The organism is Rapidithrix thailandica, assembly GCF_039710355.1.
In the GTDB taxonomy this organism is placed as follows: Bacteria; Bacteroidota; Bacteroidia; order Cytophagales; family Flammeovirgaceae; genus Rapidithrix; species Rapidithrix thailandica.
In genome coordinates this window covers 133,751-147,251 of the sequence record NZ_JBDKWZ010000006.1, presented here as the reverse complement: position 1 = coordinate 147,251, position 13,501 = coordinate 133,751, and the positions used below count along the sequence as shown (strand labels likewise).

Annotated in this window: 10 protein-coding genes; 5 read left to right on the top strand and 5 right to left on the bottom strand. The window is 41.3% G+C overall.

Annotated elements, in window-relative coordinates; all coding sequences use genetic code 11:
• The first annotated feature begins 69 nt into the window (after positions 1–69).
• Positions 70–1,092, top strand: coding sequence for an acyl-CoA reductase (locus AAG747_RS11955; protein WP_346821407.1), 1,023 nt, complete (start codon positions 70–72; stop codon positions 1,090–1,092).
• Between the two features lie 22 nt (positions 1,093–1,114).
• On the top strand, positions 1,115–1,354 hold the full coding sequence (locus tag AAG747_RS11950) for a CDGSH iron-sulfur domain-containing protein (RefSeq protein ID WP_346821406.1): 240 nt from the start codon (positions 1,115–1,117) through the stop codon (positions 1,352–1,354).
• A gap of 67 nt (positions 1,355–1,421) precedes the next feature.
• Here AAG747_RS11950 and AAG747_RS11945 read toward each other — a convergent pair whose 3' ends face one another.
• The 3 genes from AAG747_RS11945 to ctlX form a co-directional block, all read right to left on the bottom strand.
• Entirely contained in the window at positions 1,422–2,168 is a 747-nt protein-coding gene (locus AAG747_RS11945) for a tetratricopeptide repeat protein (RefSeq protein ID WP_346821405.1), read from the bottom strand.
• Entirely contained in the window at positions 2,165–2,773 is a 609-nt protein-coding gene (locus AAG747_RS11940) for an RNA polymerase sigma factor (protein WP_346821404.1), read from the bottom strand. Before AAG747_RS11940 ends, AAG747_RS11945 begins: the two co-directional genes overlap by 4 nt.
• 312 nt (positions 2,774–3,085) lie before the next feature.
• Entirely contained in the window at positions 3,086–4,015 is a 930-nt protein-coding gene (gene ctlX / locus AAG747_RS11935) for a citrulline utilization hydrolase CtlX (RefSeq protein WP_346821403.1), read from the bottom strand.
• A gap of 201 nt (positions 4,016–4,216) precedes the next feature.
• Here ctlX and AAG747_RS11930 point away from each other — a divergent pair, with 201 nt between their 5' ends.
• Entirely contained in the window at positions 4,217–7,393 is a 3,177-nt protein-coding gene (locus AAG747_RS11930; RefSeq protein WP_346821402.1) for a trypsin-like serine protease, read from the top strand.
• 82 nt (positions 7,394–7,475) lie between these two features.
• Here AAG747_RS11930 and AAG747_RS11925 read toward each other — a convergent pair whose 3' ends face one another.
• Both AAG747_RS11925 and AAG747_RS11920 read right to left on the bottom strand, forming a co-directional pair.
• On the bottom strand, positions 7,476–8,357 hold the full coding sequence (locus tag AAG747_RS11925; RefSeq protein WP_346821401.1) for a 3-hydroxyacyl-CoA dehydrogenase family protein: 882 nt from the start codon (positions 8,355–8,357) through the stop codon (positions 7,476–7,478).
• 120 nt (positions 8,358–8,477) lie between these two features.
• Positions 8,478–9,971: a helix-turn-helix domain-containing protein gene (locus AAG747_RS11920; protein WP_346821400.1), complete on the bottom strand. Its 1,494-nt coding sequence runs from the start codon at positions 9,969–9,971 to the stop codon at positions 8,478–8,480.
• A gap of 178 nt (positions 9,972–10,149) precedes the next feature.
• Here AAG747_RS11920 and AAG747_RS11915 point away from each other — a divergent pair, with 178 nt between their 5' ends.
• The gene (locus AAG747_RS11915) at positions 10,150–11,712 is read left to right on the top strand and encodes a malate synthase (RefSeq protein WP_346821399.1); all 1,563 of its coding nucleotides are present in this window, start codon (positions 10,150–10,152) and stop codon (positions 11,710–11,712) included.
• Between the two features lie 457 nt (positions 11,713–12,169).
• Positions 12,170–13,468 carry an acetyl-CoA C-acyltransferase gene (locus AAG747_RS11910; RefSeq protein ID WP_346821398.1) on the top strand — a complete coding sequence of 433 codons (1,299 nt, stop codon included), beginning with the start codon at positions 12,170–12,172 and terminating at the stop codon, positions 13,466–13,468.
• Positions 13,469–13,501: the final 33 nt, after the last annotated feature.

Below are 13,501 nucleotides of genomic sequence, written 5' to 3'. Positions count from 1 at the left end.
TACGGATTTTTAACAAAATTAGAAGACTGTTGGTTTTGTTCAAATAATTTTGCCATTAAATACAAAATTATGTTCATAAGACAAAGAATTGATGCATTTGTAAAATTAGGTAAGATTCTGGAAAATCTACCTAAAGAGAAACAGCAAGAATGGGTAACACAGGCCTATAATCATAATACCTGGTTTAGTCAGTCGTCTGTTGAAACCGCTTTAAAAGGCATTGTGAGGTTACTGAAAGAAAAATCACTGACACAGTGGCTGGCAGCATATCCTATCACCGAACCGGAGAAACCCTTGAAAGTCGGGGTGATTATGGCGGGCAATATCCCTTTGGTGGGGTTTCATGATTTTATGACCGTCTTGTTAAGTGGTCATCCACTCTATGCAAAATTGAGTTCGCAAGATGCATTTTTACCCAAAGTCATAGCAAGTTTGTTGACGGAAGTTGAGCCGGAATTTGCTTCTATGATTCATTTTGTAGAATCCCTTAAGGATGTAGATGCCGTCATTGCCACCGGTAGTGATAACTCAGCGCGCTATTTTGAATATTACTTTTCGAAATTTCCCAATATTATCCGGAAAAACCGAACGTCCGTAGCCGTACTTTCCGGCAAGGAAACAGAAGAAGATTTGAAAGCCCTGGGGGGCGATATTCTAACTTATTTTGGTTTAGGCTGTCGCAATGTTTCGAAGTTGTATTTGCCGGAAGGATTTGATCTCGTACCCTTGTTAAAAGTGATGGAACCATTGGGTATTGAAGCCATAGACAATCATAAATATGCCAACAATTATGATTATAATAAATCCATTTATTTGGTAAATAAAGTGGAGCATTTGGACAATGGATATGTATTATTCACTGCAAATGAAGCATTGGTATCACCAGTGGGGGTGGTATACTATGAATATTATCAGAGTGAAGAAAGTCTGAAAGAAAAATTGCAGGAAAATCAAGCAAAAATTCAGTGCGTGGTTTCCAGAGAGGCATGGCTGCCAGGAAGTTTCTCATTTGGAAAAGCCCAATTTCCCGAAGTGAGTGATTATGCCGATGGCGTGGATACAATGAAGTTTTTGATAGATTTAAAGAAGTGAAAGACCGGAAGCTAGGAATTTAATGCTGAAACAAGAAAATCAACAACAACCGGGGCCTTGGGTGTATGAAATGGAGCCAGGACAATATGCTTGGTGCACATGTGGCAAAAGTAACCATGGCCCCTTTTGTGACGGGTCGCATAAAGGCTCTGGGTATACACCGTTATCTATCTCCCTTCGAGAAAAATGTACGGTGACATGGTGTGGGTGCAAAAAAACTGATCATGCCCCTTTTTGTGATGGTAGCCATTGTAAGAAATGAAAAACATAAAAATACAAAAGGCAGCTTTAAACGGCTGCCTTTCTTACTATATATTCTTTTCTCAGGTTTAACTTTTCCAATGAAGCAATTTTAATTTCCATTCCATCCAAGTCGAATATTCGGAGTGCATTAGGTGATCGGGATTTTGTTTAATGCTGTCAAATATCTGTTTTGCCTCTTTTATTTCTCCTGTTTCCAGGTAGGCAAAAGCCAAATACCACTCGGCTATTTGTGAATAAAAAACATGGTCACTTGCCCTCAACCCTTGGAATTGTTGAACTGCTTGTCGAGTCTGATGAAGGTTAAAATGTGCTTGAGCGGAAAGCATTTGAGCTTGTAGAGTGGGAGCTTCCAGGTTTTGATATAATTTAAGACAAGTTTTATAGTCTTGTTCCTGATAGGCCGCTTGCATGGAGGCTTCGGCAGTCACATCCCCCCGCTTTACCGAAGCTTCATAAGGCTGTAAATCACTGAGAAGGTCTTGGGGGTGAATGGTAGCAAATTGTATTCCTATACTGGCTACTATCAATCCTGCGATAAACACAGCCGCAAGCCGCATATAATAATATCCGAAGTGAATTCTTTTTTCTACATCTTGCTCTCTAAGCATCTTTTGAAATGATTCTTTTACTTCCTCTTCATAGCAATAATCTTTAATGAGCTGTTGTGCGGAGTGTATGGCACTGGTTTCCTCATGTAAGGTTTTATTTTTCTTCATCTGTTGCTCAAAATACTCTTTTTTAGATTGAGAAAGGGACCCGGCAAGGTAACTCTCAATCTCTTCAAATTGCTCAAAATTAAATTGATCTTTCATGATACTAAGTAGTTTTTTATAGCTGACATGATAGTTGAGTCATTGCGAATCATATCTGTTAGTTTCTTCATGCATTTATATTTTTTATTGCGAACCACCTGTTCGTTTTCATAGTTCAGGCATTCCAGAATTTCTTTGATGGGTTTTTCATAGAAATAAAATTGGATGAGAATTTCTTTACAGGTAGGCCCTAGTTTTTCAAAGAGCTCGAATAAACCTTGACGCTTTTCCCGCTCGTGGATGGTAAGCTCCACATCCTCTTCAAACTGGGGTTGACTATAGAAGTACTTTTCTTCCCGTTGTTGCTCATTGTATTTTTTCTTGCGCTCATTCATCCACAGGTGTTTGCAGATGGCAATGAAATAGGTTTTGATCGAAGACTCTCCCCTAAACCGGTCCTTTTTTACCAAGTCAATAAATACCAATAAAGCATTCTGAAAAATATCTTCAGCATCTTCTTTGTTTCCATAATACTTACCTACAAAACGAGTAACTGATGCAAAACAATCTGAAAACAACTGTTTGATATAATCATCCAGCTTTTGGTTGTCAACTATGGCCTTGATGATTTCTTGATCAGAAAATTTTTTCTTGAAAACTTTCATTAATTCGCAAATTCGGTTAGGATAAACTCTGAGGTTTGAAAAAGCCTAAGTTTTATTATTAGTAATTAGTCGGTACTATTTAGAGATTAAATATACAATTTTTATAACAATTTCGTAACAGGTTAGTGCAAAGATTTGGGTAAAATACTATTTTTAATAATATGGAATCCAGAGAGATATATTCGTTTTCTTTGTGCTGGATATACCAAGTTGTGTTTTTGGGAAAACTTGTCGGATTGAGGGTCTTTTTATTGTACAAGATGTTACAGGGTAAAAAGACCCTTTAGAAAGGGGGAAAAGCCCTTGGAAGGCTTAATGACGAGGTTGAAAAAAGACTTCAGCCATCATGCACCGGGCTCCGCCTCCTCCGATGTGTTCGATGGTTGTTAAGGGGGTTTTAAGGATGCCGGTAAATCGGCGGATCTGCGTTTTTTGCTCTTCTGTGAAATGCTTGTAAGCCCGCTCTGACATTACTAAAAACCGTTCACCTTTGGCATTTTCAACTTCCAGTACATTGCATGTAAATTCTTTCATTTGGGTTAAAGAAACATCAATGACTGCTTTATGGGTCTTCTTCAGTTGCTCCAGTATATCTTCCTTTTCCTGTGAGCTTTGTATAGATTCCAGACAGACAACAGCAAAGTCCGTAGCCATGGCCATCATGACATTGGTATGATAAATAGGCGTGCCCTTTTCGTCTGAGGCATGGAAAGCCACAATTTGATACCCTGTTTTTTCAGCGAAGAGTTCTAACAAGCTTTTTTCGGTGCGTTCGGAGAGGCAAGCATAACAAATTTTATTGACCCGGTCGAAGATCATACTGCCGGTACCCTCTAAAAACTTATGGTCCTCTTCAAAGTGGGAGAAATCAATTTCATTTTCAATGATAAACTCTCCTTCTAACAGTTCGATTATTCCTCTGCGTCTTTCCCATCGCCTGTTTTCAGCATACATGGGATACAAAATCAACGTATTGTCAGCGTGAGAAGTAAACCAATTATTAGGAAAGATGGCATCAGGCTTTTTCGGCTCCGGGGTATCAAAGATTTCGATAACGTGTACACCGGCTTCTCTTAACACATTGGTGAAATTTTGAAATTCGGCCAAAGCCTTCTCTTGCAAAGAAGACTCCTCTTGTAATTGCTCTCCGGTATGTTGAAAGGCATTGTTTTGTGCCGTGATGGCATTGTAACCAAAAGCTGCTGGTCTCACCATTAAAATATGTTGCGTGGTTTGTGTCATGATGCTTGTTTACTGGTTTTTAAATTTTTGGCCTAAAGTAATTAAAAATAGTGAAGGCTAAAACCTGGAATTTGTAAAAAAGCTTGTTTCAAAAGGCTCAAAGCAAATTTCTGTTTTTTTAGGAAATTTTTGCCTCCTAAAGGGCTGAATTGTACCTTGTTGTTTTATTTTTTTATTCAAAACTTTTCTGATAGACTATTCATGAATGCTCGATGCCAGCAAATTACAATTCTACCTGTTTTAACTTTTCTACTCTTTTGTACTTATGTATCAAGTGCACAGGTAATAGGTAACGGAGTGACCATTGTAGGAGGAAGTGAGGCAAATATCCAGGATTTTCCTTATCAAGTGGCATTGTTGGATATGAATAATGGAGAGCGTTTGCATTGTGGGGGAGCAATCCTTACCAAGCGTTTTGTCTTGACGGCAGCTCATTGCCTGGAAGGACGTGACCCCGGAAGTCTACAAGTCTTGATTGGGCAATCAAAATTGTCTGCTACGGAGGGGCAACGTTTCGCCATCAAACGCTGGGTGAGTCAACCTTTTAATCCGGTTACCAATGAATATGATTTGGCCATCCTTGAATTGGCAACACCCTTGGATTTTACTACTCAGGCACTCACCGCTCAACCCATTCCTGTCTTTTCGTTGGCAGAGGAGCAACTTGGCCTGACCAATGAGGGTGTGTGGGCAACCATTAGCGGATGGGGGGCAATGCAATTCGGTACAGGAATCGCTTCGAACCAATTGCGTCAGGCGCAAGTACCGGTAGTAGCCAATGAAAAAGTAGCGGGCTGGTTGGATGATGAGGGAATTACTTCTAAAATTTTTCCCCATATGTTGGCGGCTGGAAAAGAAGAAGGAGGAGTAGATGCCTGTCAAGGAGACAGTGGTGGACCCTTGGTCGTAAATGATGCAGCCGGGCGTAAAAAACTGGCCGGCATTACCAGTTGGGGAATTGGTTGTGGAGAAGCCCGAAAGCCGGGCATTTATACCCGGGTAGCTCATTTTGAACAATGGATTTATGAAAATGCACCGGTATTTCCCGGCTTGTTGATTAGTGAAGTGGCTACTCCTCAGGCAACTAATGGTACGGTGAACTATCTGGAAATTGCAAATACCGGAGAGGAAACTGTGAATTTGGATAGAGTTGTACTTCAAATAGAGGATGAAGAGATTCCTTTGTCTGGTGAAGTATTACCAGGCAATGTGTTTTTACTTGCCAATGTATCGGACGCAACGTTTTTTAAAGACAAACTTCCTGATAAAATTCACCCCTCACTTGTTTTCACAGGGCAGGAGCGCCTGGCTATCCGGGATACTTTGACCCTTCGCACCATCGATCAATTGGGTGAAAATGCATTGGCGTATTGGCATTTTAAAGAAAAGGCCATTGTGAGGAAAAGCTTTGTCACTTCAGGTAATTGGGGCTTTTTTCAAGAAAATAAATTTTACGAATGGACCGTAGAGGCGCAATTCAACAGTCCTGGAGTACATATTACCCAGGCCCCTGAATACGATTTGGAAATTACGAATGTTGAAATTCCCGGTGCTTTGCAAGAGGTAGAAGTGACCGTTTGCCAAGACAGTGTGCCTTTACAATTGCAAGTTAAAAATACAGGTACTCAAACAGTTTCTTCATTTATTGTAAATATAAAAGAAAAAGGTGTTGAAAATTCCTTTTGGCAAGTTCCTGTTACATTCAATGCTGGAGTAGGGCTATCTCCCAAAGCATTGGCGGAAGTCGATTTATCCGAGCATGGATTTCGTTTTCTAGCCAATTTGGGTACGGAATATACCCTTGAGTTCAGCATGTCTGAAGTAGAAGGGAGTGCGGATGAAGTGGAATTGAATAGCCATGCGGAATTTCAATTTACCACTAGTGAACAAGAAGGAAACTCCATAAGGCTCTCTATTCAGACCGATAATTTTCCGGAAGAAACAAGTTGGGCAATTAAAAATGAACAAGGCGATGTGCTTTTTAGAGGCGAGGCACAAGGGGGCAGCAACGGCATATGGCAAGCCGCCTATTGTTTGCCCTCAGCATGTTATGTATTGGAAGTGTACGATGCTTTTGGAGACGGTATTCAAGGCGGAAGCATCCATATAGAAAATGAAGATGGGTTTTTATTAGGAAAGTTTGATGAGAAATTCAGAGATCAGACCCAGGTTACATTTTGTACTCAAATCCATGAAGTGGATGCTGCCATCCATCTGAAAGAACCGGATGTAGTGTATCAGTGTAAAGATTCGGAATCTATAAGCCCTGTGTTAGAGGTATGGAATGTGGGAAAAGAAACCATTCATCAACTGCAATTTTTGCTTTCTATTGGGAATGAGCACTACCAGGAAACCTGGTCCGGTACGTTGCCTAACGGAGAAAAAACACAGATCACTTTAGGCGCATTTAACGTTGCCGGATGGACAGGGAAAACTGAGAAATTGAAGGTCAAGGTCAATCGTGTTAATGCAAAAGAAGATACTAATTTGTCAAATAATACAGACAGCCAACTGCTGGACTTTTCGGGAAATCCGGTGCAATTACAGATACAATCGGATGAATTTGCTTCGGAGACGTTTTGGGAGCTGTTTAGTCAACAGGGAGTTTCCTTGGTTCAAGGGGGCTTTTATGAGGATGCCCCAGGCAGCAGACTACTGAACGAAGGCCTTTGTCTGCCCGAAGGTTGCTTCTTACTGGAACTGACGGATGTGTTTGACGATGGAATTGACGGAGGATATTTCCAGGTAATGGATCAGTGGGGGAATATAAAAGTGGATTCCGGAAGTTTTGAATCGCGTGTACAATTGCCGTTTTGTTTGCCTTTTGCTATTTCCCAACCGGCAAATTTTCAGGCAAGCGTTCAAGCCGGGCACAAAGTTGCATTGTCCTGGGAATATACAGGCCCGGAGATAGATGGGTTTCAATTGTTTCGAAGCGAAAAGGAAAGTGGGGCTTTTGAGTTGCTGAATACTGTCAATGCCAATACTTTTTCTTTTGAAGATGGGGCGGCCAGTGCTAATACTTACTTTGTCTATAAAATCAGGGCTTTCAAGGAAAACCTCTATTCAAATTATTCTAATGCGGAGGAAGTTTTTACACAGCCGCTTGGAATGCAAGATGAGTGGAACGAAAAAGTCAAAATCTATCCCAATCCAACTGCCGGGATGGTGACGGTGGATTTATCCGGTGTACATGCGATGAATTTAATTCTGTATGATTTACAAGGAAAAGTGAAGCCTTTTAAAGGTTTGTCCGGTAGTTTGAAAGAAGTAATACAATTAGATTTGAAAGGCTTTCCAACAGGGGTGTATTTGTTGAAAGTTGTCACGGAAGAAGGAGTAGGGGTGAAACGGATTGCCGTTTTAAATAAGGAATAATAAAACAGAGGAATTAGGTTTATTAGCGGGTGAAGTTGTGTAAATAACCCACTTGCCCTAATTCCTCTTACTTCTACGCTTTTTATTTTTTTGCTACAATCAACTCTTTCGTTCCCTGTGACCAATCGTAAAAACCTTTTCCGGATTTTACACCCAAATGTCCGGCCATAACCATGTTTTTCAATAAAGGACAAGGAGCATATTTGGGATTGCCAAAGCCATCGTGCATAACTTCCAAAATAGACTGGCACACATCCAATCCGATAAAATCGGCCAGTTGCAATGGTCCCATAGGGTGGGCCATACCCAGTTTCATTACCGTATCAATCTCGGCTACACCGGCCACACCTTCATAAAGTGTGTAAATGGCCTCATTGATCATGGGCATTAAAATCCGGTTGGATACAAATCCCGGATAATCATTCACCTCCACCGGAATTTTATTCAGTTTATTAGAAACCTCCATCACCTTTTGAGTTACTTCATCGGAAGTGGCATACCCGCGGATCACTTCTACCAGTTGCATCACAGGAACCGGATTCATAAAGTGCATCCCGATTACTTGCGAAGGGCGTTGGGTCACACTGGCAATTTCCGTAATGGAAATCGAAGAGGTATTGGATGCCAGGATGGTTTGTTTATCACACACCTCATCCAACTGACGGAATATTTTCTTCTTTAAATCTATATTTTCACTGATGGCTTCAATGACCAAATCTGCCAAAGGAGCCGCCTCTTCTATTTTTGTAGAGGTATTGATCGTAGTTAATGTTTGTTGTTTTTGCGCTTCGTCAATCAGGTCTTTTTTGATTTGCCGGTCCAGGTTTTTGCCAATGGTTTTTAACGCTTTTTCCAAAGCCGCTTCAGAAATATCTACTAAAGTGACCTGGTATTGATGTTGAGCAAAGACATGCGCAATGCCGTTTCCCATGGTTCCGGCACCTAAGACAGTGATTTTTTTCATTTAAACAGTTGTTTTTGGTTGAGGTTAAAGTATGTTATTCAGTGTAAAGACGATAGTGTGGCAGTCATTCCGCTTCAGAAAACTACCCGTTCCGGTCAGAACTATATATTCGGTTACTTTTTAATCTTCTTTTTGAAGCAATAAGTCGATGTCTCTTTGCATATTGGCATTCGCTCTTTCTTCTTCGTACTTACTAGGTACAGCGGCCCTTTCTTTACAATCGAAGGCTGAGCAACGTTCACAAGTTTCATTTACCTCTTTTGCATCGATTGCTTTGTCATTCCAAAACTTCACCTTCTTTTTAAACTCTTCGTTGATTGCTATTCCGATCGTCAAACTGCAATTGGTGTTTTGTGTAGGATGAAGAGGCCGGGCGATAGAGATACAGAAATACTGGTTGTCAGAGTCAATGTATTTGGAAATCTGTGCATCGCAAACAGGACGTTTATAAGCCTTTTGTACTTGTAGCTCCTCCAATTCCTTAAATACTGTCAGGGAAACCCAGCGTCTGCAATAGTGCTCATTCAAGTCTGTACCGTGCGGGTTGTGTAAACCCGCCAAGTGAATTTCTTTGGTCAGTTTGAAATGATTGGTGTGCGGAGTATTATACAAGCGTAGAAAAAACAATTTGTTAATTCCGAAAAAGCGAGGCAAAATACTTACCAAGCGGGCGTAAAACATTTGTGGTGATTGATGGTATTTCTCCATCAAATGCACAAAAGCATCTGGCTTCCATTCCGTTAAGGCAAAAAACTCTTCCAAATCAATGATCAGTTTTTTGCGTGGAATGAGCATTGCATCGGCAAAATACGTGGCTTTGTAGTTATTGAGCAACTCATCAAAATTGTCCACTTTCACCCAGGAGTAAGCATACGAACGAGGGCTAAGTCCTAAGTAATTATACCCTGCTTCCCGGCTCAAAATAAATAGTATTTGAGGTTCGGAGAGTTTAGGGTTAATATAAAGGATTTTTTTATCAGCCTCTACTCTTAGTACCGAACGGATTTCATTGAGCGATTGAAACTCGGTGATTTTTTCATAATCAATTTCATAATTGAAATTCTTGGCCAGAAAGTCCGACAAGCTCTCGATCGTCAATGGGGTATCGGGCAAAAATTCCGCTTTGAATTTTTCTGCAGCTTCTTCCAACTCTTCAAAGTAATTCTCCTTCAACTCCAAGTAAGAACGCAATACCGAAGAGTAAAAGTTTTCTACTGTCAGGTCATAGTTCCTGGAGATTTCCAGTAAGGTTTTGATAAATGCATTAAGCTTGTCAGGCGCATCTAACACCAATTCAATCAAGTCACGGGGTTCTATCCCGAAGACCTCCAAAGGCAGTTCTTTTAAGATGTTGGATTCCAATATTTGGGCCAATGGGCGAAGTTTCTTTTCCAACTTAAGGGAAACCAACCAATCATAGGAAGTGCCCAAAGCCTTGGCCAAAGAGGCGATCTTATTGGTTTTGGGGTACTTTTTCCCTTTCTCTATCTCGTTGAGGTACGAAACAGATATATCGGTATTTTTAGAAAGTTCAGCCAGCGACATGCTTTTCTGTTGGCGCAGCATGCGAATCTTCAACCCAAAGATTATTCTAATGTTTTCGTCTGTAATCACGGCATCTATAATTTTCAGGCATAAAAATACGAAAGATTTAGTTTAATCGAATTAGAGCGGGGAAGAATATAGAAATTTAACGAATTTGCAATTGTTAGCGAAAATTCGCTTGCGTATATTCTTGCCATTATATAATTTTGCCCCAAGCAGATTTATTTACAATAACACCTTAACCCACATGAAACTGCTCATAGATTTTCTTGAAGAAGAAAAAATACGATTAACCGGTAAACAACACAGCACATTCCAAGCCCTCTTATCACCGAGGGCTTTGGAATTTCTTGTCAAATTACACCGTAGGTTTAACGCGAGGCGCAAGGAATTGCTGGCCAAACGCGAAGATCGGCAGAAGGAAACAAGCTTTGGCATTATGCCCGGCTTCTTATCTGAAACCAAGCATGTACGTGAAGGTGAATGGGAGATAGGGCCAGTGCCCTTGCATTTGCTGGAACGGAAAGTGGAAGTAGCGATATCTGCTTCTTCTCCCAAACTGGAAGCGCTGGAGGCCGTAAATGCCGATACGCTCATGTTAAGCTTCGAAAGCATCTGTTCCCTGACGTGGGAGAATGTGATGAACAGCCATTTAAAGCTGTATAACTACATCAGTAACCGCATTGATGCGCAACACGAAGAGCAGTTACCCGTCATTTTTGTAAGCCCCCGGGGCTGGCATCTCACAGAGAAGCATATGATTATTGACGGGGAAGAAATTTCGGCTTCTCTGTTCGATTATGGCCTGTATTTGTACAATAATATCCATGCATTGCGACAAAACGGCCAAGGGGCATATTTTACCTTGCCCAAGATCGAAGGGTATATGGAAGCGAGCTTATGGAACGAGGTGTTTGAATTTACAGAAGAAGTATTACATCTGCCCAAAGGCTCTATCAAGGCACAAGTGATTATCGAAACGGTGCATGCGGCTTATCAAATGCACGAAATCCTTTATGAACTAAGCGATTATGCTTGTGGCTTGCAATTGGGAATTCATGATTATATTTTTTCTTTTATAAAAAAATTCAGACATTTGCCCGAATTTATTTTACCGGACCGGGTAGCGGTGGTAAAAAATGCTTCTTTTATCTCTGTTTTAGCGCAATTGTTGGTGAAAACCTGCCATACAAGAAATGCCTTGGCAATCGCCTCCGAAAATAAGTTTTTACCAGGAATGGAGAACTTGGAGGAAGTCAAAAAGACATTTGAAAAAGAAGTGAAATTAGGATTTGACGGTACTTGTGTCTCTGACCTGACCTTTGTGGATGTGGCCCGTGAGCAATTTGAACGCTTTATGCCGCATTTCAACCAAGTGTTGCGGGTGAACGGAGAATTTAAAGTACAGGAAAATGAACTGCTGACTGTGCCTGAGGGTAGTATCACCCGGAACGGTATGCAGGAGAACATCGAATGTACCTTGAAATTCCTGGAAGCCTGGATCAGTGGAAACGCTGCGGAGAGTATCTCTGACAAACATTGGGATGTCTCGATGGTAGAAATTGCCCGTTCGCAAATTTGGCAATGGATCCAATGTCCGCACGCTCGTCTGGATGACGGTACCGCGATCACCTATGAATTGTACAAAGCAATGCTACTGAGCCAACTGCGGAAAATCAAAGAAGAGATAGGAGAAAGTGGGTATAACAAGGCTAAATTTGAAGAAGCCGCAGATATTTTTGATATTTTGATAACAAGTGATAACTTTCACGAGTTCTTTATACAAGTAGCATATAAATATTTACCTTAGCATATTTTTAATTTTAATCAATAAACGTTAACTTTTGTAAGCACATAAACTCTCTCTAACATACTTTATGGACATACGAGCATAGCAGATTTGAACTTTAATTTTTCGTTTTTAATGAAAAGCTGTCTTGATTTCAAGGCAGCCTTTTTGTTTTTATAGGGGTTTGTTTTTTGAGAAACTCTTTGCATTTTTATAATACATTCGAAACATTGCCAACTCAACCGGAGCGATAGATGCCGGAAATGCAATGCCTTTCATAAGCCAAATAATCCTCAATGGAAGCAAAGCAATCGCTTCAAGCTTTCAAAAATTGTTTGTTAAGCCTGCCTAAGGATTCAGGAGAATGTTTTTTTCTGTATTGAAATTTGTAATTCCTGCTTTTCAAACACTTCCTTGTGAGGAGTTTTTATCGCAGAAACTCCTCTGATTTGAAAACAATATCTCAAAATAAATCTCTATGGCAGAAAATGAGTTTTTAGGGAGAGAAGTCGTGGTGGTGGAAGGTTGCCGGATTCCCTTTCTTCGTTCCAATACCCACTATCAGGATTTGATGGGTTATCAATTAGGAGCGATGGCGATCAAAGGACTGTTTCAAAAAACAGGCCCTTTTGAAAAAGAAGTGGAACGGGTGGTATTGGGCACCGTCACCCATAATAATAAGACACCAAACCTGGCCCGTGAAGCGGCTATTATTGGAGGAATTCCCGAATTTGCTCCGGCTACCACCGTATCCATGGCTTGTATCTCTGCCAATGCGGCAATTTGTCAGGCTGCCGACTGGATCCGGACCGGGCAATACGAAATGGTGGTAGCCGGAGGTACGGATTGTTTGTCTGATATCCCGATTCCCTTTCGTAAAGAAATGCGTAAAAAACTTTTTAAAGCCCAAAAAGTAAAGTCGTCCGGAGATATGGTGAAAATGTTGGCCCACTTTCGCCCGAAAGATTTTGTGCCCGAATTTCCTCAAGTTGCCGAATTTTTGACGGGGATGACCATGGGCGAAGACTGTGATAAAATGGCGGCGAAATTTGAAATCTCCCGCAAAGAACAGGATGAATTTGCCGTGCGCTCTCATCAATTGGCGTTGGCTGCTCAGGAAAATGGTTGGTTGGGTGAAGAGGTGGCCGCGGCTGAGTTTCCCCCTGCATTTCATCGGATCGTCACGGATAACGGCATCCGGCCGGACTCTTCGGTAAGTAAATTAAGTAAACTTCCTCCTGTCTTTGATAAAAAATATGGCTCCTTAACGGCCGGAAATTCTTCTTTCCTCACAGATGGAGCCGCTGTAGTACTCTTGATGTCCAAGGGCAGGGCTGAGTTTTTGGGCTTGCAACCCAAAGCCGTCATTCGTGGCTATACCTTTGTCGGACGCAACCCTGAACAGGAATTGTTGTTGGGGCCTGCCTATGCCATACCTAAGGTATTGAAGGTGGCAGGGCTGAAACTGAGCGATATCGATGTGTTTGAGTTTCATGAAGCCTTTGCCGCACAAGTTTTGTCAAATCTTAGATGCCTGGATTCTCAGAAGTTTGCCGAAAACCTGGGACTCTCTATCAAAATAGGAGAAGTACCCATCGAGAAGTTAAATGCATGGGGAGGCTCATTGGCTATCGGTCATCCTTTTGGGGCAACAGGAGCACGTTTACTTACCACTGCTGTGAACCGGCTGGGCAAAGAACAGGGGGAATGGGCCTTATTAGCCTCTTGTGCTGCAGGAGGGCTCGGCCATGCAATGTTGGTACAAACCTGTATTTGAATTACCGGTTCACAGGCCCAAATTGCTGCTTGA